The 19,502-nt window shown below is 73.4% G+C and carries 15 protein-coding genes and 4 pseudogenes; 11 read left to right on the top strand and 8 right to left on the bottom strand.

Annotated features, from left to right (window positions below; all coding sequences use genetic code 11):
- Positions 1-514 precede the first annotated feature (514 nt).
- Positions 515-2,954 (top strand): annotated as a pseudogene (locus BM536_RS36690) (SpoIIE family protein phosphatase).
- Positions 2,955-2,973: 19 nt separating this feature from the next.
- Here the strand turns inward: BM536_RS36690 and BM536_RS36685 are convergent.
- On the bottom strand, positions 2,974-3,324 hold the full coding sequence (locus BM536_RS36685) for a transglycosylase family protein (RefSeq protein ID WP_094104007.1): 351 nt from the start codon (positions 3,322-3,324) through the stop codon (positions 2,974-2,976).
- 406 nt (positions 3,325-3,730) lie between these two features.
- Here BM536_RS36685 and BM536_RS36680 point away from each other — a divergent pair, with 406 nt between their 5' ends.
- Together BM536_RS36680 and BM536_RS36675 are read left to right on the top strand one after the other, a co-directional pair.
- Positions 3,731-3,910 (top strand): hypothetical protein, encoded by a 180-nt coding sequence (locus BM536_RS36680; RefSeq protein WP_073497194.1) that lies wholly within the window; start codon positions 3,731-3,733, stop codon positions 3,908-3,910.
- Between the two features lie 203 nt (positions 3,911-4,113).
- Positions 4,114-4,434 (top strand): hypothetical protein, encoded by a 321-nt coding sequence (locus BM536_RS36675; protein WP_073497192.1) that lies wholly within the window; start codon positions 4,114-4,116, stop codon positions 4,432-4,434.
- Between the two features lie 48 nt (positions 4,435-4,482).
- Here BM536_RS36675 and BM536_RS36670 read toward each other — a convergent pair whose 3' ends face one another.
- Positions 4,483-4,773 (bottom strand): hypothetical protein, encoded by a 291-nt coding sequence (locus tag BM536_RS36670; RefSeq protein ID WP_094104006.1) that lies wholly within the window; start codon positions 4,771-4,773, stop codon positions 4,483-4,485.
- A 165-nt stretch (positions 4,774-4,938) separates the two neighbouring features.
- Between BM536_RS36670 and BM536_RS36665 the strand changes: the two genes are divergently transcribed.
- From BM536_RS36665 to BM536_RS36640, 7 genes and pseudogenes are all read left to right on the top strand, one after another.
- Positions 4,939-5,133, top strand: a complete 195-nt coding sequence (locus tag BM536_RS36665; RefSeq protein WP_073497199.1) for a hypothetical protein — start codon at positions 4,939-4,941, stop codon at positions 5,131-5,133.
- Positions 5,134-5,540: 407 nt separating this feature from the next.
- Positions 5,541-7,804: pseudogene (locus BM536_RS36660) on the top strand (catalase).
- A gap of 95 nt (positions 7,805-7,899) precedes the next feature.
- Positions 7,900-8,364 carry an MSMEG_6728 family protein gene (locus tag BM536_RS36655; protein WP_073497190.1) on the top strand — a complete coding sequence of 155 codons (465 nt, stop codon included), beginning with the start codon at positions 7,900-7,902 and terminating at the stop codon, positions 8,362-8,364.
- A 282-nt stretch (positions 8,365-8,646) separates the two neighbouring features.
- A complete protein-coding gene (locus tag BM536_RS36650; RefSeq protein ID WP_094104005.1) occupies positions 8,647-9,066 on the top strand; it encodes a hypothetical protein in 420 nt (139 codons plus the stop codon).
- Positions 9,067-9,157: 91 nt separating this feature from the next.
- Positions 9,158-9,304, top strand: a complete 147-nt coding sequence (locus BM536_RS41505; protein WP_170109985.1) for a hypothetical protein — start codon at positions 9,158-9,160, stop codon at positions 9,302-9,304.
- Between the two features lie 89 nt (positions 9,305-9,393).
- The gene (gene htpG / locus BM536_RS36645; RefSeq protein WP_094104004.1) at positions 9,394-11,307 is read left to right on the top strand and encodes a molecular chaperone HtpG; all 1,914 of its coding nucleotides are present in this window, start codon (positions 9,394-9,396) and stop codon (positions 11,305-11,307) included.
- Between the two features lie 149 nt (positions 11,308-11,456).
- Complete coding sequence (locus BM536_RS36640) at positions 11,457-11,834, top strand: hypothetical protein (protein WP_094104003.1); 378 nt, start codon at positions 11,457-11,459, stop codon at positions 11,832-11,834.
- A gap of 402 nt (positions 11,835-12,236) precedes the next feature.
- On the opposite strand, the pseudogene BM536_RS36635 reads toward BM536_RS36640, so the two are convergent.
- The 5 genes and pseudogenes from BM536_RS36635 to BM536_RS36615 form a co-directional block, all read right to left on the bottom strand.
- Positions 12,237-13,091 (bottom strand): annotated as a pseudogene (locus BM536_RS36635) (oxygenase MpaB family protein); the annotation flags it as partial.
- Positions 13,092-13,178: 87 nt separating this feature from the next.
- The gene (locus BM536_RS36630) at positions 13,179-13,838 is read right to left on the bottom strand and encodes a hypothetical protein (protein WP_094104002.1); all 660 of its coding nucleotides are present in this window, start codon (positions 13,836-13,838) and stop codon (positions 13,179-13,181) included.
- Entirely contained in the window at positions 13,835-15,487 is a 1,653-nt protein-coding gene (locus tag BM536_RS36625; protein WP_094104001.1) for a serine/threonine-protein kinase, read from the bottom strand. Before BM536_RS36625 ends, BM536_RS36630 begins: the two co-directional genes overlap by 4 nt.
- 205 nt (positions 15,488-15,692) lie before the next feature.
- On the bottom strand, positions 15,693-16,907 hold the full coding sequence (locus BM536_RS36620; protein WP_094104000.1) for an MFS transporter: 1,215 nt from the start codon (positions 16,905-16,907) through the stop codon (positions 15,693-15,695).
- Positions 16,904-17,494: a helix-turn-helix domain-containing protein gene (locus BM536_RS36615; RefSeq protein WP_073497184.1), complete on the bottom strand. Its 591-nt coding sequence runs from the start codon at positions 17,492-17,494 to the stop codon at positions 16,904-16,906. The genes BM536_RS36620 and BM536_RS36615 overlap by 4 nt, the downstream gene beginning before the upstream one ends.
- Here BM536_RS36615 and BM536_RS36610 point away from each other — a divergent pair.
- The gene (locus BM536_RS36610) at positions 17,493-18,023 is read left to right on the top strand and encodes a GNAT family N-acetyltransferase (protein ID WP_073497197.1); all 531 of its coding nucleotides are present in this window, start codon (positions 17,493-17,495) and stop codon (positions 18,021-18,023) included. The genes BM536_RS36615 and BM536_RS36610 overlap by 2 nt on opposite strands.
- Before the next feature lie 97 nt (positions 18,024-18,120).
- Here BM536_RS36610 and BM536_RS36605 read toward each other — a convergent pair.
- Positions 18,121-19,286 (bottom strand): annotated as a pseudogene (locus tag BM536_RS36605) (S1 family peptidase).
- Between the last annotated feature and the right edge of the window lie 216 nt (positions 19,287-19,502).

The following is a 19,502-nucleotide window of genomic DNA, read 5'->3' as shown; positions in this document are numbered from 1 at the left end:
CGTGCGCATCGGGCGGACTAGCAGGACCATGGTCGTGAAGAGGACGGCAGCCATGGATTCTGCTCGAGGTACCCCCGACGGACCGGCGCCCGGCGACCCCGACGGCCTGGGCGAGGGGCCGACGCGTGGTGACGCCGATGGTGTGGGTGGGGGGTCGGTGTTCGGCGAGCCGGATGGTGTGGGCGAGGGGCCGACGCCCGGTGACCCCGACGGTGTGGACGACGGGCCGACGCCCGGTGACCCCGACGGTCTGGGCGACAGGCCGATGCCCGGCGACCCTGACAGTGTGGGTGAGGGGTCGGCGTTCGGCGAGCCGAACGGTGTGGGCGACGGACCGACGCCCGGCCAGCCCGGCGGGCCGACGCTCGGCGAACCCGGCGGGCCGACGCTCGGCGAACCCGGCGGGCCGGTGCCCGGCGAGCCCGGCGGTCTCCGCGACGGAGCGCGCCCCGGCGAGCCCGGCGGTCTCCCCGACGAAGTGCGCCCTGACGAGCCCGGCGGTCTCCCTCACGAAGTGCGCCCCGGTGAACCCGACGACCTTCTCGACGCGTCCACCGACGCCGCGGCCGTCGTCACCGCCGGCGGCATCGTCGTGGGCTGGACCCGGGGCGCCGAGGCACTGCTCGGCCGCCCGGCCGGTGAGGTGGTCGGCGGCTCCGCCGCGTGTCTGGTGGCGATGCCCGCGGACCCCGCCCGGGTGGCGGCGTCGCCGAGCGCTGCCGCGCCGGAATGGGGTGGAACGGGCGCATCCGCGTACGCCACCGCGACGGCCGGGCCCTGGACGTCGATCTGCGGGTCTCCGCGTCCTTCCGCATCGGCAACGACGACTGCTTCCTGCTCTCGGCGCGCGAACAGCGCCGGCGGGAGACCGTCGGCCGGTCCGTCCTCGACGGTTTCCTGACCCGCTCACCGATCGGCATGGCGGTGATGGACCTGGACCTGCGCTACGTGTGGCTGAACGACACCTTGGAGCGCCTCGGCGGAGTGCCCCGCGAACAGCGCCTGGGACGCCGGCTGAGCGAACTGCTCCCCGGAATCCAGGCGGAGACCCTCGAAGGCCTGATGCGCAAGGTCATGGACACGGGCAACCCGGTCACCGACCACGAGTACCTGGGATGGAGTTGGGCCGACCCGCACCGGCAGCACGCCTACTCGACCTCGTTCTTCCCCCTGGTCGACGCCGGCGACTCCGTCACCGGGGTCTGCTACATGGTCCAGGACGTCACCGAGCGGTGGAACGCGCGTCGGCTGCTGTCGATGGTCAACGAGGCCGGAACCAGCGTCGGCACCACCCTGGACGTGGTGCGGACGGCGCAGGAACTGGCCGACTTCGCCGTTCCCCGCCTCGCGGACTTCGTCATCGTCGACCTCCTCGAGCCGGTCCTCAGCACCGACGGACACGGAGCGTGGCTGACCGACGCGGGCCCGGCGCCCGCCAGACCGACCATGCGCCGCGCCGCGCTGAGGTCGGTGCGGGAGGGCTGCCCGGAGGCCGTGGCGCGGATCGGCGACCGAGTGGACTTCCTCCCGCCGCCGTACGACATGAACCTGCTGATCGGAGGTGAACCGATCCTCATCCCGGTCCTCGATCCCTCCGACGACCTGTGGGTGGCCCAGGAGCCCGCGCGGCGCAGCGGATCCGGGAGTTCGGCCTGCACTCGCTGATCTCGGTGCCGATGCGGGCCCGGAACACCGCCCTCGGACTCACCACGTTCATCCGCTCGCGCAACCCCGTCTCCTTCCAACCCGACGACGTGCTGCTGGCCCGGGAACTCGTCGCGCGGGCGGCCCTGTGCGTCGACAACGCGCGCCGCTACACCCGCGAACACACGGCCGCGGTCACCTTGCAGCGCAGCCTGCTGCCCGACGTCCTGGTCGGAGGTTCGGCGCTGGAGGTCGCCTCCGGCTATCTGCCGGCCGACGCGACGGACGGCGTGGGCGGCGACTGGTTCGACGTCATCCCCCTGTCCGGCGCCCGGGTGGGCCTGGTCGTCGGGGACGTGGTGGGGCACGGCATCAACGCCGCGGCCACGATGGGCCGGCTGCGCACCGCCGTGCAGACCCTCGCCGACATGGAGATGCCCCCCGACGAACTCCTCGCCCATCTGGACGACCTGGTGCTCCGGCTGAGCGCGGAGCGCGGCGACGACGAGGTGGCCCGCGCGACAGCGGCCACCTTCCTCGGCGCGACCTGTCTCTACGCCGTCTACGACCCCGTCACCCGCCGCTGCTCGATCGCCCGGGCCGGGCACCCGCCTCCCGTCGTCGTCTCGCCCGACGGGGAGGTCACCTTCCCGGAGGTTCCCGCCGGGCCACCGCTCGGGCTCGGCGGCATGGGCTTCGAGACCACCGAGATCGAACTCGCCGAGAACAGCCTCCTGGGCCTGTACACCGACGGCCTCATCGAGGGAGCCGACCGCGACATGGAACGGGGGATGGCCCGGCTCGGCGAACTGCTGGCCCACCCCGACGCCGATCTGCCCACCCTGTGCTCGTCGGCGGTGCGCGACCTCGTGCCCGCCCCCCAGCCAGACGACATCGCCCTGCTCCTGGTCCGCACCCACGCCCTGGGCGGCGACGACGTCGTCTGCTGGGAGGTGCCCGTGGACCCGGCCGCCGTCGCCGACGTACGGGCCCGCGCGACCCGTCAGGTCGAAGCGTGGGGGCTGGGCGACCTCGCGATGACGACCGAACTCGTCGTGAGCGAGCTGGTCACCAACGCGATCCGGTACGCCACCCCGCCCGTACGGCTGCGACTGCTCCGGGACTCCCGGCTGACCTGCGAGGTCTCCGACGCCAGCAGCACGGCCCCCCGGCTTCGCCACGCCCGCAGCTGGGACGAGGGGGGCCGGGGCCTGTTCCTCGTCGCCCAGCTCGCCCATCGCTGGGGGGCGCGCTACACACCCGACGGGAAGATCATCTGGGCCGAGCAGGAGATTCCGCCGCCCCCGTAGGCGAGGGCGGCGGGAGGAACTACGCGCACGCCCAGGCGTTCATGCCCTGCATCGCCGCGAGCCGGCGGGCCACGGCGATCTGAGCCTTCCTGCTCGCCAGGTCGGCCCGGGGCGCGTGTCTGAGTCCGCCCGCTGCGACCCAGCTGCGCTGCGAGAACTGGAGCCCGCCGTAGTGGCCGTTGCCGGTGTTGGCCCGCCAGTTGCCGCCGGACTCACAGCGGGCGATGGCGTCCCAGTCGGCCTCCGCCGGGACGCTCGGGGCCGCCCCGGCGGCCGGGGCCATCACGGTGAGGAGGGCGGCGAGGGGCAGGGCGAGTCGCAGGGCCGTGCGGCCCGACCGAAGCGGTCCGCGCCCATGACGCGGCATCATGCGTTTCTGAAGTGAAAACATGACAAGTGACACTAATGGGATGGTCTGTCCACTGCTTGTCATCACGCCCGTCCCGCGCCCGTGCCGCGGCCTTCCGGGTGACGGGCGTTGAGCAGCGCCACGGGTGACGGGCCTGAGGTCGCCGGGCGACGGCGTTCCCCGACCGAGGTCCCACGCGGCAGGCTGCCGCCCCGGCCGGGGGAGGGCGGCGGAGTGTCCCCCCTCGCACCCGTCTACGATGTCCAGGCCCCTGCCCGACCGGCGTGGGAGCGAGTCGGCGTCCGGTGCGCCGGTCCGACTCGGTGGACAGGGTCGACAAGGGCGTCGAACCGCCCGACGACCGTGCCTGTCCGCCGGCCCAACTGGCCCTGTCGTGGCCGCCGTCTGCCGAAAGTGACGTCCGAACGTGTTCCAGGAAACGCCGATCTTCCATCGTCTCGTCGCCGAGCGGGGCGACATCCCCACCCAGGTGCGGGGCGAGGCTGAGCGGATCCAGCGCGATCTCGCCTCCGTCATCCCGTCCCCGTCCAGCGCCGGCAACCTGCCCGCGCAGCACTTCCTCGCCGTGCGAGGCCGCCACGAGTGAACCGCCTTCCCGGTCCCGACACCGGGTCGGCCGACAGGACTTGCAGACTCCGTCCCCACGCTGAGCAGCCGCTTTGCTTCACGGTTGGACGACGTCTGAAAATGCCTTCATCTCTTTGCGCAAGAGGTGAGGAGTCGTGAGGATGGCGCGTCAGGGCGCGCACCGCCATCCATCCGTACGCCCTCACCTCTTGAGGAATCGTCATGCCGCATCTTCTCGCGCACGCCGCGGTCACCGCCGCCACCCTGACCGCCCTCCTGACGAGCCCTGCGGCCTCCCACGCCGCTGACGACGCCCCGCCCGGGACCCCCGCGCCCGACTGCGTGCACCACTACGCCGACCGCCGGTACACCACCGTCGTCAACGACTGCGACACCCCCGTGAGCGTGACCGTCGTGTACAGCGACGGCCGGTGGGCCCCTTGCCGCACGCTCGCCCCGCGAGACGTGGCCACCTTCGCCGGATACGGCTTCGACGGGAGCCGGGTCACCGGCCTCGGCAACTGCCTCCCCGGGACCGCCTGACCGCGCCGGGCCGCGATCAGCCCTCCGCCTGACCGCACCGAGCCCCGGTCAGCCCTCCGCCGGATCCGGCGTCCGGTCCCGCTCCCGGCGCCGGCCGAGTGCGAGGCCGAGCAGTGCCGTCCCCACGCTGACCACGGCCAGCCGGACCGTCCACTCGCCCACGGTCCCGAGGCCGGCGTCGGCCAGCGCGGGCAGTCGCAGCAGCGCGCTGCCGGTCGGGTAGGCGACCAGGCAGACCAGCAGGACCGTCCAGAACGGCGGCTCACGGCGGACGCTCAGCGTCGACGCGACGAGGATGACGGCGACGCCGAGGGCGATGACAAGCGGTGTGGACATCATGCGCACCAGCCTTCCGCCGGAGTTCCGCGAAAACGTCGGCCGACGGGACGAACGGCGCCTCTGTCGCAGGGTGGAGTGCGACCCGCAGGTGTCGGCGTGTGTGCGTCGCGGGCAACGGGTACTCGGCCCGCGATCTGTTCGACCTGCCCGGAGAGGATGGCCGTGATGACGGTGCCGGAGGAGAACCGGAAGAAGACCGACACGACCGACGAAGTGGTCGGCGAGGGCGCCGACACCGGGGCTTCCTCCCCGCCGGGCACGGCGACGGGCCGCACGATGCGCGAGGCGATGGAAGAAGCCGGTGTCCGCTCGGAGGACTACGAAGGTTCGCAGGGCTCCAAGGGGTCGAAGGAAACCTAGCGCCGCGCGCCCGGTAGGGCCGACCGCGCCGCCGGACGGCGGTGTCCCCGGCGCCGAGCAGGGCGCGAGCGCGGTGCCGCAGGAGGCGTACACGTCGCCGGAGGGCCGTCGCGGCATCTCCGGACGTTGCAGGACGCCTATCCACGGAGAGCCGGGCGAGGGCCGACGGGCCCTCGCCCGGTCACCCGGCTGGTGGACGAGCCCCTGCGGGGGAAGAGGTCCCGTGCCAGATTGATGCACGGAACCACCCCGTCCGTACGCCTTTGCGCGCCTTGTTCACGCCGGATTCCCCCGGGGCCGACGCCGCCGACCCGCGACACGAGCGAGCGGACGTCACGCACCCCCACGGCCGCCGGACCGTCACCCGGCCCCGGCAGCCGCCTCATGACCGAGAAGCGAAGGAAGCGATGAGCGAGAGCAATCCCCTCAAGCGGGCCGCGGAGAAGGTCGCCGACACCCTGAGCGGTGACGGCGCGGGGCCGCAGGACGGCATCCCCGGGAAGCCGGGCCCCGAGTCCCCGCCGGTCGCCGAGCCGACCCGGCCCAGGGACCCCCTCCCGCCGAAGCCGGACCAGAGCGGGCCCGACACGGTGTCCCCGACGGGGCAGCCGACGGGAGCCGACCAGGCCCGCTTCGCCCAGTCCGGCAGCTATCTGACGAACGCGCAGGGCACCCGCCTCCCCGACACCGACCACTCGCTCAAGGCGGGGCCTCGCGGCCCCGTCCTCCTCCAGGACCACCACCTGCGCGAGAAGGTCATGCACTTCGACCACGAGCGCATCCCGGAGCGCGTGGTCCACGCCCGGGGCGCGGCGGCGCACGGGGTGTTCCAGAGCTACGGCACCGCGGCCTCCGTGACGAAGGCCGCCTTCCTCGCCGAGGAGGAGGAGACACCCGTCTTCGTGCGCTTCTCCACGGTGCTGGGATCGCGCGGATCCTCCGACACCGTGCGGGACACCCGCGGATTCGCGACGAAGTTCTACACCAGCGAGGGCGTCTTCGACCTGGTCGGCAACAACATGCCCGTCTTCTTCATCCAGGACGCCATCAAGTTCCCGGACATCATCCACGCCGGCAAACCGCATCCGGACCGCGAGATCCCGCAGGCGCAGAGCGCGCACGACACCTTCTGGGACTTCGTCACCCTGCACACCGAGGCCACCCACCACACCCTGTGGAACATGTCCGACCGGGGCATCCCGCGCTCCTACCGCACGATGGAGGGCTTCGGCGTCCACACCTTCCGCCTGGTCGCCGCCGACGGCGGCACGACGCTGGTGAAGTTCCACTGGAAGCCCAAACTGGGCGTGCACTCCCTGGTGTGGGAAGAGGCGCAGATCATCAACGGCGTCGACCCCGACTTCCACCGCCGGGACCTCGCCGACGCCATCGAGGCGGGCGCGTACCCCCAGTGGGAGCTGGGTATCCAGACCTTCCCGGACACCCCGGACCAGACCTTCGAGGGCATCGACCTGCTGGACCCGACCAACCTCGTCCCCGAGGAACTCGCCCCCGTACGGCCGGTCGGGCTGCTGACCCTCAACCGCAACCCGTCGAACTTCTTCGCCGAGACCGAGCAGGTCGCCTTCCACGTCGGCCACCTCGTGCCCGGCATCGACATCACCGACGACCCGCTGCTCGCCGGACGCCTGTTCTCCTACCTCGACACCCAGATCACCCGGCTCGGCGGCCCCAACTTCCCCCAGCTGCCCATCAACCGGCCGCACGCCCCGGTCAACGACATGCTGCGCGACGGCCTGCACCAGACGGCCGTGCACCGCGGGGTCGCCCCCTACCGGCCCAACTCGCTCGACGGGGGCTGCCCCTTCACCGCGGGCGCGGACACCGGCGCCTACATCGAGTCACCGGTACGGGTCCCCGAGGCCACCAAGGTGCGGGAGGCCCCCGAGTCGTTCGCGGACCACTTCAGCCAGCCGCGCCGGTTCTGGCTCAGCATGAGCCCGGTCGAACGCGAGCACATCATCGGCGCCTACACCTTCGAACTCTCCAAGTGCTACGAACAGGCCATCAAGGAAAGGGCGTTGCAGGTTCTGGCCAACATCGACCCGGTGCTGTGCGCCGAGGTGGCCGCCGGCCTCGGTCTGCCGGCCCCGGAGCCGACCGTGCCGCTCGCGGACGTCGCCCCCAGCCCGGCACTGTCGCAGGTCGGCCAGAGCTGGCCCACTGACGGCCGGGTCATCGGCATCGTCGCGGGTCCGGACGGCGACCTCGACGCGTACGCGCCGTACGCGACGCCGTCCTCGAAGGTGGCATGGTCCCCCTGGTGATCGGCCCGGTCGGAGGCACGCTCGGCTCCCTGACCGTGCAGCGCACCTACGCCAACGCGCGGTCCGTCGAGTTCGACGCGCTGCTGCTGGCCGGAACCCCCGCCGTCGGCAGCGACGCCTACGGAGCCCGCGACGCCAAGGGGCTCCCCGCCGCCGCGGACCGGGCACCCACGGACCCGCGCGTCAGCCTCCTGGTGTCGGAGGCCTTCCGGCACGGCAAGGCCCTCGGCGCCTGGGCGGGCGGCGAAGCCGTCCTCGACGCGTCCGGGGTCCCCGTCGACGCGCCCGGCGTGGTCGTCACCACCTCGGGCACGGCAGCCCTCGAACAGCTCGCCCGCCTCCTGGGCGAACACCGGGCGTGGGAGAGGTTCGCCGCGGCCTGACCGGCGGACGGCTCACGAAGGCTCACCCCGATCGGTCGTCGGCCGCAGGCTCCCGCAGCCTGCGCGAGACCCCGTCACCCCACCGGGGGCGGTCCATGCAGACCTTCCTTCCCCACGCCGGCTTCACCGCGTCCGCCGCGGCCCTGGATCCGCGGCGGCTGGGGAAACAGCGCGTCGAGGCACTCCAGGTGCTGCGTGGCCTGATCGTCCCCGGCTACGGCTGGCGGCATCATCCGGCGGTCCGCATGTGGGCCGGGTACGAGGAGGCCCTGGTGCGCTACGGCCTGGACGTCTGCGGGGTGTGGACCGCCGCCGGGCGTGCCGACACCTGCGCCGCCACCCTCATGACCGACTTCACCGGCAGCCGTGGCACCGGCGTCCGCACCCAGCGGGAGCTGGCCGAAGCCGGTGAACTCCCGCCGTGGCTCGGCGACCCCGAGTTCCACCGGAGCCACCGGTCCGCGCTCGTGCGCAAGGACCCGGACTTCTACGCCCGCCTCTTCCCGGACGTTCCCGACGACCTGCCCTACGTGTGGCCGGCCTCGGACCGGGCCCCCTGACGCACCCCGTCCGCCTCGGCCGCACCCGCACGACGTTCGTCCGCGAAGTCGCGGGTCGCGGACGCTGGTGCGGGCCGGTGCGCCCTCCCCGTCCCGGCCCCTGCCCACCGACCGGGTGCCACACCCTCGCCGTCGGGGGAGTCGGGCGCCTGGGACGCCGTATGGCCGCTGCCGCTGCCGCTGCCGCTGCTCGACGACGCGGGCGCGGACCCGCGGGGCGGCGCGGTCGACGGCCTGGGCGCGCTGGTCGACGGCGGACTGCGGCTGTGGGAGCGGTACCCGGTGGCGTGGGCGCTGACCGCTCATCTGGCCGCCGGAGGCGACGACGTCCGGCGCACCCGTGACGCGCTCGCCGGCCTGGCGCAGGCCGTGCCCGCCGTGCGCCGCCTGGTCGGCCGGACGGCCTCCGGTGAGGTCCGGGCCGCGGCGCTCTCGCTGCTGGACGCCGACGACCCCTGCGACGAGCGTGCCCGCGACGACGTACGCAGCTTCGTCGAGGGACTGGACGATCCGCACGAGGCCGTCCGCTGTCACGCGGCACTCGGCCTCACGCGGTGGGCGGCGGCCGGCGGGAAACTGCCGCCGGGCAGCGGTGGAACGCGCGCCCGGCCGGCCCGGTCGGGAGCCTGCGACACCTCGCGACGGCTGCGCCGGGCCGCGACGGAAGCTCTGGAGGCGCTCGGACGGGCCACGGACACCTGAACTCGCCCGGATGGCCGCCTGCCGGGCCTGATCGACCTCCGGCCGGGTAGGTGAACGAGGACAGTGAGCGAGCCGACCGGAGGAGAATGAGATGGCGTCCGTCATCCAGCGCATCAAGGCATTCACCAGGAGCCCGCAGGGCCGCCGCACCGTGGAGCAGGTGCGCCGCGCGGCGTCGGATCCGCGCCGGCGGTCCCAGGCGCGCCAGCTGTTCGACCGCTTGCGCACCAAGCGGTAGGCGGCCCGGCACGCCGGTGACCGACTGTTCTAAAGTGACTGCCGTCAGTCAGTTCCGGATGGCCTGGGACGGAGAGGTAGTCGCTCATCATGCCGACCGAAACGTTTGAGTTCCGCGTAGAGGCCCGTCAGCTGTTGCAGCTGATGATCCACTCGATCTACTCGAACAAGGATGTCTTCCTGCGTGAACTCGTCTCCAACGCCTCGGACGCGTTGGACAAGCTGCGCCTGGCGGCGCTGCGCGACGACACGTTGGACGCCGACGTGTCCGACCTGTACATCGACATCGAGGCCGACGGCGAGGCCCGCACGCTGACCGTGCGGGACAACGGCATCGGCATGTCGTACGACGAGGTGTCGGAGTTGATCGGCACCATCGCCAACTCCGGCACGGCGAAGTTCCTCGAACAGTTGCGGCAGGCCGACGAGGCGGCCGACGCCGAAGGCCTCATCGGGCAGTTCGGCGTCGGCTTCTACTCCAGCTTCATGGTGGCGGACGAGGTCACCCTGGTGACCCGGCGGGCCGGCGAGACCCAGGGCACGCGCTGGTCGTCGCGCGGCGAGGGCACGTACACGCTGGAGACGGCCGACGAGGCGCCGCAGGGCACCACGATCACCCTCCACCTCAAGCCCGCCGACCCCGAGAACCAGCTGCACGACTACACCTCGCCCTGGAAGCTCAGGGAGATCGTCAAGCGGTACTCGGACTTCATCACCTGGCCGATCCGGATGGCCCCCCAGGCCCCGGCCGGCGACGACGGGGACGGCGCCGCCGCACGCGAACCCGAGACGCTCAACTCGATGAAGGCCCTCTGGGCGCGGTCGCGCGACGAGGTGAAGGACGAGGAGTACCACGAGCTCTACAAGCACATCAGCCACGACTGGCAGGACCCCCTGGAGACGATCCGGCTCCAGGCGGAGGGCACCTTCGAGTACCAGGCGCTGCTGTTCATCCCCTCGCACGCCCCGCACGACCTGTTCACCCAGGGCTACAAGCGCGGTGTCCAGCTGTACGTCAAGCGCGTCTTCATCATGGACGACTGCGAGGCGCTCCTCCCGCCGTACCTGCGCTTCGTGAAGGGCGTCGTCGACGCCCAGGACCTCTCGCTCAACGTGTCCCGCGAGATCCTCCAGCAGGACCGCCACATCCAGATGATGCACCGGCGGCTGGCGAAGAAGGTCCTGTCCTCCGTGAAGGGCATGATGACCGCTGCCCCCGACCGGTACGCCACGCTCTGGCGGGAGTTCGGCCCGGTCCTCAAGGAGGGCCTGGTCACCGACTCCGAGAACCGCGACGCCCTCCTCGCCGTCTCCTCGTTCGCCACCACGCACGACGCCGCCGAGCCGACGACTCTCCAGCAGTACGTGGAGCGGATGAAGGACGGGCAGGACGCCGTGTACTACATGACCGGCGACTCCCGCGAGTCCATCGAGAACTCGCCGCACATGGAGGCCTTCCGGGACCGCGGCATCGAGGTCCTGCTGCTGACCGACCCGGTCGACGAGGTGTGGACCGACACGGTCGCCGAGTTCGACGGCAAGCCGCTGCGGTCCGTCGCCAAGGGCGAACTCGCCCTCGACGGCGACGACGAGGACGAGCCCGCGGAGGACCGGGAGAAGCGGAACGAGGAGTACGCCGAGCTGCTCACCTGGATGAAGGAGCAGCTCGGGGAGGACATCAAGGAGGTCCGCCTGTCCTCCCGGCTCACGGTCTCCCCTGCCTGCCTGGTCTCCGACACGAACGACCTGACCCCGGCGCTGGAGAACCTCTACCGCGCGATGGGCCAGGACGTCCCCCGCGCCCAGCGCATCCTCGAACTGAACCCGGACCACACGCTCGTCAAGGGCCTCAACCGCGCCCTGCGCGACCGGGCGGACCGGGCCGCGCTCGCCGAGGACGCGGAACTCCTCCACGGCCTCGCGGTACTCGCGGAGGGCGGCCGGCCGAAGGAGCCCGCCCGCTTCACGCAACTCCTCGCGGAACGCCTGGAACGCGCCCTCTAGCGGGCCCGCCCGGTGGGCGGCGCCGCGCCCGGCGGCGCCGCCCACGACGGAATGTCAGCGGTGTGCTGAAGAATGCCCGGAAACGAGATCAACTCCGGGCATGACGGGGTAGGCGGTCTCGAGTCCCTGCCCCGAAAGAGGTACCGCTGATGCCGCTCACCGCGATCAGGCCACCGGCCGCCGACGCGCCCCGCACCCCGGCCACGGCCGACGTCCTGCGTACCGTCTCGGACGCCCGCACCCCGGTCTTCGTCACCGTGCACGCCAACGGCCGCCGCAGGTACAGTTATTGGCGCCCCCTGGACTCCACCACCGGCAGAGGCGGCTGCTACGTCGCCCTCCCCACCGCCGAGTGCGACGAACTCCTGTCCGCCGGCCGCATCGCCCTCGGCGACCCCCTCGCCGACCCCACGAAGACCACCTACCGAGTCCGCCCGGTACGCGCCCCCCAGACCCCCGCCCGCATATCCTCCGCCCCGGCCCGCCCGGCCCCGGCGCGGGAGCGGGTACGCGTACGGGCGGCGTGAGGCGGGTTCCCGGGACCGCCGCTCGACACCCGCAACCCCCCGACTTCACCGCTTCTTCACGAGTGGTCTGCGGTGACCGGCCCGTACCGAAGGTGAGGGCGGGCACCTCGGTGTGCACCGACAGGGCACTCGACCTCGGCTCGGCGAGGCTGGACGAGACGTGCCCGACGAAGGGGGAGGCGGCACCGACCGGGGCCGGCGGGAAGATGCCCGACTTCAGGGGCAGGTCGGTGAAGGCGGCTCGCGCGGCCCTCGACAGCGGTACGCCGACCACCGTGAACGACCCCTCGGCGAAGGAGCGTCGGGTGCTGAGCGACTCCTGCACCTGAGCGGCGCGGCCACGAGCCCGCGCGGCACCGGCACCGGTACGTCAGGCGGGCGGAGTGAGCGCCGCGCGCTGGTCGGCACCAGGGCCCAGCGGATCGCCGCCGTCATCGCCGTGCCGAGCGGTCGTACACACAGGTTGTCGACGACGGCGAGCCGTGGGAGGCGCAGCTCGGTTGCGGCCCAGTCGGGCAGCAGCGACACGGCGTTGGCGGCCAGCACGCAGTAGGGCAGGCGGGCGACGAACGGGACGGGCGGGCTCAGCAGGAGGAAGCGGGCGGTGTCCCGGGCCTCGGGCGTGGCGCGCAGCTCCGGGCGGTACGCCGACAACCGCGCCGCCAGTTCCTTCGTGGTGCGCGGCGGATCGGGGATGCCGAGGGCGACGGCGATCCGTGCCGTGTCCTCCACGTACCCGTCGCACTCGGCGTCGGACAGGGGCCGCAGTCCGTAGCGCTGGTGGGCGCGGAGGAAGCTGTCGACCTCGGCGACGTGCACCCAGGCCAGCAGATGGGGGTCCGACGCACGGTAGGGCTCGCCGCCCGCGGTGACCCCGCGGACGCGTTCATGGACGGCCCGGACCTGGTCGCAGGCCCGCTGGGCGTGCTCGGCGGTGCCGTAGGTCGTCGTGGCGAGGAAGGTACTGGTGCGCTGGAGGCGGCCCCACGGGTCGCCGCGGAACCCCGAGTGTGCGGCGACGGCCGCCATGGCGAGCGGATGCAGCGACTGGAGCAGCAGGGCGGACAGTCCGCCGACGAACATCGAGGCGTCGCCGTGCACCTGGCGGACGGGGCGCTCGGGTCCGAACCAGCGGGGGCCGGGCGTGCCGTGGATGCGGGCGCGGTTACGGACGCCGTCCGGGCCGGCGACGCGTGTGAAAAGGCCCTCCCCCAGCCACGTGCGCGGGCTCGGGGCACCTGTTCCGATCGTCCTCATGGCTGCCGTGGCCTCCTCTCGGTACGACGGGAGGCGCAGGACAGTCGCGTCCACTCCTCTCCTCCTTTGTACCTCCGCCGGGCACGATCAGGGGCAGGCGTACAGGAACCGGATCTCGGCCGACCGCCGCTCGGGCGTCAGCAACCGCAGCTCCGCCACCGCCGCGTGACGGCCCGGCCCCTCGAAGCTCCACAGCAACTCGAGCCGCACCTGCCGCTGTCCCCGTGCGACCGTGGTGTGCCGGACGTCGGAGGAGGTGCCGTCGCTGCGCACCCACCGGTAGGAGAGCGTGCCGGGCCGGCCGTCGGTGCGGACGACTCCGACGATGCCGGCGGTCGTGTCACAGCCCAGGGTCTCCCGCGCGGCCGTCACCGAGACCTCGCGCACGCCCGTCGCCGATGCCGTGGGCTCGCGCCAGAACAGGAAGAGGACGGCGGCGACCAGTACGAGCACGGGCAGTGCGTGCCGTTGCGGACGGCGGCGCGGAGCGGGGGGCGTCACGAGCGTGGGCGGGGTCGGACACGGGCGCCGGGCGAGCGCCGCGGTCACGCCGGGACCGAAGCGCAGGACGGTCGCGTCGCCGGGGGCGGACGCCGGGTCGGCCAGGACGGTGGGGACGGACCCGGGGTCGGGCCGCTGGACCCAGTGACTGGCCAGCACGGTCGCGCTGTACTCGTCGTCCCGGGCGTCGGGTCCCACAGCGGGGAGGGCATCGGGTGCGGGCGGGCCGCTGTCGGGGGTGGTCATCGCAGTTCGCACCGCCGGGTCAGGAGTTGTTGGGAGGCGCCGCCGTCGGCGGACGCGGGGCCGGTGCCGACCTGGACCGTCCAGTAGCAGCCGGTGCCCCAAAAGGCGTGGTCGACGGCGAACGAGTACTGCGTGGCACCGCTGTGCCGCGTCGTCGCCGGCGTCCCGTCGCCGGCCCCCGGCTGACCGGCGGTGTCGCCCGTGAACCAGCCGACGGTGACGGAGAACGGGCCGGTGCCGTCGGTCGTGACGGTGATCGTCGCCGTGGCCGTGCCTGGCCCGGTCTGCCGGAAGCCGGTCACGGCGACGTCCTTGACCGCGGCCGGGCCCGGGGGCGCGGAGGTGCCGGTCGTCCCGGTGGGCGAAGGCGACACCGTGGGCTCCCCGGTCGTCGTACCCGTGCCGGTACTCGCGCCGGGCGGGGTCCCTGACGTGGAGGCCGAGGGGGTGACGGAGGCCGGCGGGGGAGCGAGGCTGCCGGACGAGGCGCCCGCGGACGGCGGGGAGGAAGGTGTCTCCGAGGGCGTCGCGGTGCCGGCCGGGGACGTTCCGGCGGGCGTGGCCGGGACGGCGCGGGTCGTGGCCAGCACCTGCCCCGCCTCCCCGGAGGCCGCCGCGGCGTCCTCGCCGATGCCCCGCGCCGCGAGGATCGCCACGAGCACGGCGGCCACGGACACCGCGAGCCCCGGCCAGGTGGGCCGCCACGGACGCAGCCCGGCGCGGCCCGCACCGCGCGTGAACACCGTCCGAGCCGTGTCGGTGGCGGTGTCCGGCACCTCCCGGGCGGTCGGATGCAGGAACAGCAGCAGCGCGACGAGCGCGGCCAGCCGGCCCCGTCCCCGCTCCTCCCAGTCACTTCCGTACGCCGCTACGGCGACCCCCTCCAGCTCCGCGACGAACGCCGCCGCGTCCGAGGGCCGGTGCTCCGGTGACTTGGCCAGCCCCCGGCCGACCAGTGAGCGCACCGCGTCGGGCACCTCCGCGACCGGGATCGCGCCCTCGACGTGTTGCAGCGCCAGTTCGGCCATGTTGTCGCCCGCGTAGGGTCTGCGCCCCGTCAGGCACTCGAAGAAGGTGGCCGTGGCGGCGTACACGTCCCCGGCGGGTGAGGCCGGGGCACCGGTCCACTGCTCCGGAGCCATGTAGGAGGGCGTCCCCGCGACACCGGCCCGCACACCGGCGTCGACCGCGATGCCGAAGTCGACCAGCTTGGACACGCCCTCGGGCGAGACCAGCACGTTCTCCGGCTTGTAGTCCCGGTGGACGACGCCGGCCCGGTGCGCGTCGGCCAGCCCGAGCAGCGAACCCTTGAGGACGACCAGCGCCGCCTCCGGCGCCAGGGGGCCCTGCCGGGCCAGCGCGGTCCGCAGGGAGACGCCGTCCACCAGTTCCATCACGATGGCGGCGCCGTTCGTCGCCTCGACGTACTCGTAGAGACCGGCCACGTGGGGGCTCCGCAGCCCGGCGAGCAACTCGGCCTCGGCACGGAACCCGTGCACGAAGCCCGGCCGCGTCCGCAGCGACTCGCTGAGGTACTTCACCGCGACCGGCACGCCGGTCGGCTCATGGACGGCCAGCACCACCCGCCCGCTCGCCCCGGACCCGAGTTCGAGCGACTCGGAGTACCCCGGTACAGCCCATGCGTTCATCGCCGTCCCCCAGCCCGCAGTACGCCCTCGATGCCGTATCCCGGCACATCGGGTTACGCGGACGAAGACACATTTCCGGCCAGGGCGGTTGCAGGACGGCCGTGCTCGTCACCCCTTTGCCGCCGGACGCCGGACGCCGGACGCCGGACGCCGCACGCCACGCATCAGGGCGGGCGGAGTCGGCCCGGCCCGCCGGAGTCGTCGGTCACCGGGGAAACGGCGCCGGGCCGGTGTCCCGGGCGGTGCCCGCCGGTTCCCTCTTCCTGTGGCGGGCGGCGGCGAGGCCCGCGGCGGTGAGGAGGGCAGCCAGGGCGGTCAGGACCGTGCCGCGCCAGCCGAACGCGTCGAGGAGCGGGGCGGTGGCGGCCGTGCCCAGCGCGCCGACGGCGAAGTAGAGCACGAGGTAGACGCCGGTGAGACTGCCGGAGCGGTCGGGGTCGACGGCCACGACGATGCTCTGGTTGGCGGCCTGCGCGGCGAAGCAGCCCGCGTCGAACAGGGCCAGCCCCAGCACGGTCGGGACCGGGTGCGGGAAACCGGCGGCCAGGACCGCCGTGCCGAGCGCGGCGACCCCCATGGCCCCGACGGTGACCCGGCCCGGCGTGTACCGGTCGACCAGCCGACCGGTGAACGGCAGCGCGGCGAATCCGAGGAGACCGGCCAGGCTGTACAGGCCGATGGCGGTGGCGTCGAGCGAGTACGGCGGACGCGCCAGCGTCAGGGAGAGGGCCACCCAGACGACGTTGAAGGCGAAGTACCACAGGCCGCCCGTGATCACGGCGCGGCGCAGCGGGCGGTGCCGGCGCAGCAGCGGCGCCAGTGCGGCGAGCGCGGCCGGGTAACCGCCCTGCGGGCGTGGCCGGTCGCGCGGCAGGAGCCGCCCGGTGGCGAACGCGCCGAGCAGGGCGAGCCCGGCGAAGACGAGCAGCATCCGGCGCCAGCCGAGGAGGTCGGCCAGGCTCCCGCCGGCCCAGCGGCTCAGCAGGATGCCCGCCGACAGGCCGGTGGCGACCGTGGCCATGGCGGTGCCGCGTCGGCCGGGCGCGGCGTACCGGCCCGCGATGGCCCCGGCCTGCGCCGCGACCCCCGCCATCGCGCCGATGAGCAGACAGGCGGTCAGCAGCACCGGCGCGTCGGGCGCGGCGGCGGCCAGCGTGAGCGCGGCGGCCAGCACGCACAGCTGCACGCCGATCAGCCGGTGCGGGGCGACCCGGTCGGTGAGCGGCAACAGCAGGGCGAAGCCCGCCGTGCACCCGACGAGGGTGGCCGTGGGGATCAGCCCCGTCGTGGTCGCGGACAGTCCGAGGTCGTCGGCCACGTCGGTGAGGGCGGGCTGGAGGGCGTAGTTGTTGGCGATCGCCGTCGCCGCGGTGCACGCGAGCAGCAGCGTGCCGTACCGGGGGAGGGCCGGGCCGCTCACGGCCGGTCGGCCTGGGCGCGGATGACCACGTACCGGCATTCGGCGTCGCCGTCGTTGGCGAAGGTGCAGGGCGCTGGCTCGCCGAGTTCCACGGTGTCACCGGGGCCGAGGTCGTGGACGGTGGGACCCTCGTGGAAGGTCAGCCGCCCGTCCAGCACCCACACGACCTGGCGGGCGAACGCGAAGGACGCCGCCGGATACGACACCTCCGCCCCGGCGGGCAGCCGGATCTCCGCCGTCTCCACGGGGAAGCGCGGCCCGGTGATCTGACGGCGCCGGTAGCCGGTGGCCGGGTCGCGCCACTCGGCCGCGTCGTCGTGCCGGCGAACACCGCCCGCGGCGTCGGGCCCGTGCGACTCGCCCTCGGCCAGCGCCAGCAGCGAGGAGACGCTGAGCCGGAACGCGGCCGACAGCTTGCCGAGCACGACGGCCGTGGGGCTGCTCTCGCCCCGCTCGATCCGGTGGATCATGGCCCGGGAGACCCCGGAGGCCTCGGCCAGCTGGTTGAGGGTCCAGCCGCGACGCTCGCGCTCGGTGTGCACGCGGACGGCGATCCGCTCCACCAGGGGATCTACTATGTTGGACATGGTGACAATATATGAGAAGCGCGAGGTGGTGCGGGTCCGTCCGGCGACGACGGCCGACGGCGAGGCGATCCGCGTCATCCGCAACCACGCCGTCGCCACCTCGACGGCCCTGTGGACCGACACCCGGCAGTCACCGGCCGACGCCGTTGCCTGGCTCGCCGTACACCTCGCACGGGGCTCGGCGCTCGTCGCGGAGACCGGCGGCGAGGACGGCGAGGTCGTCGGGTTCGCGGTCTACGGCCCGTGGCGCGACCTCGACGGCTACCGCCACACCGTGGAGAACTCCGTCTACGTCCGTGAAGGCAGCCAGGGGCTCGGTATCGGCGGCGCACTCCTGGGCGCACTCGTCGACGCGGCGCGCGGGGCCGGGCACCACAGCATGATCGCCGGCATCGAGTCGGGCAACGCCACGTCGATCCGGCTGCACCGGCGGTTCGGGTTCACGGAGGTGGGCACGGTGCGCGAGGCCGGGCTGAAGTTCGGCCGGTGGTTCGACCTCACGCTCATGCGCCTGGCGCTGGAGAACTGACCGCGCGCGGTGATCGGGGCGGGCGCGGGCTGTGCGGTCGCACGACCCCGGGGGCCTGGCCGGGCTGCAAGGCCGAGGTCCCCGGGTCCGCCGCGGATCAGGCCGTGTGCAGCGTCAGCCCGTAGCGGTTGAGTATCTCGTTGACCGGCTGGAACCAGGTCTGCCCACCGCCGGCGCAGTTGCCCCAGCCGCCCGACGTGACGCCCTGCGCCTGGTCACCGCTGAGGAACGAGCCGCCGGAGTCGCCGGGCTCGGCGCACACGCTGGTCTTCGTCATCTGGTGCACCGCGCCCTGGCTGTAGTTCACCGTCTCGTTCTTGGCGAGCACGCTGCCGCAGTGCCAGTGCGTCGTGGAGCCCGACCGGCAGATCGAACTGCGACCGGCGCCTCGGCCGAGCCGCGCACGAGCTGATCGGGAACGGTTCCCCAGCCGAGCACGACGGGGACGGTCCACCAGCCGCTGCCCACGTTCACCCAGGCGTAGTCGTTGTCCGGGAACGACGAGCCCTGGAACGTGCCGATGTAGGAGCGGTCCCAGCCGCTGACACCGGCGCCCGCCCGGCCGCAGTGCCCCGCGGTGACGAAACCGCCGTGCACCGAGAAGCCTATGGAGCAGCGGACGTTGCCCGTGTAGTACGGGTCACCGCCGACCGTGCCCGCGGCGAAGGTCCGCGGCGCGGCGGCGACCGTCTCGACGCTGACGGGGCCGGCCTGGCGAGCCTGGGAGACGAACCGGCGGACATCGTTGTCGGCGGCCTGGTCCCGGACCACCTCGACCACCAGCGCGTTGGCCTCGGGATCGACATGCCAGCTGCTCACGCCCTGCGGGGCGGCCAGCCGGTCGAGGCGCGCCTTCGCCGTATCGAGTTCCCGCGCGCTGTGCTCGACGGTGCGGACGGCGGCGCCGGTGGATCGGACCGCGCGCAGGGTGGTGGGGGAGGCGTCGGAGGTGACGGCCACGGTCAGCCGCCCTTCCTCCGCGTCGAACCACGCGCCGCCGTAGGAGGTTCCGGCGGCCCGGCGGGCCTGTGGTTCGACCGCGGTGGCGGTGCGCTCGGCCGCGAGTCGTTCCCGCGCCTGACGCTCCGACAGGCCGAGGTCGCGCCGCATCGCGGTCAGCAGTCCGGGGGAGACCGGCGCGGCATCGGTCACGGCCGGTGCGGGGGAGTCCTGCGCCGCCGCGGGCAGGACGGAGCCGGTGGTCCAGCTGCCGGCCATGAGCAGGACGGCGAGTCCGGCGTACTTGAGTCTGCGGTGTCTCACGGGAGTTGCCCCTTCGTCGTTCCAGCAAGGTGGGGGTGGAACAACCGCGTGTTGAGAGCGCTCTCGTACGGATGGGTCGAGGGTAGCCATCAGTTGTGGACAGGTCCATGCCAATGACGCGACTTTGCTCCCCGGGAGTTCCCGGTGCGCGGACGCCCCGCGCACGCCGGGGCAGGCGTGCGCCGAGGCGCTGGGGCGGGGCGCTGGGGGTGGGGG

Origin of the sequence: Streptomyces phaeoluteigriseus (genome assembly GCF_001896135.2) — a bacterium.
Lineage (GTDB): Bacteria > Actinomycetota > Actinomycetes > Streptomycetales > Streptomycetaceae > Streptomyces > Streptomyces phaeoluteigriseus.
Note: the sequence above shows the minus strand (reverse complement) of the source record. Positions and strands in the feature narration are given on the sequence as shown.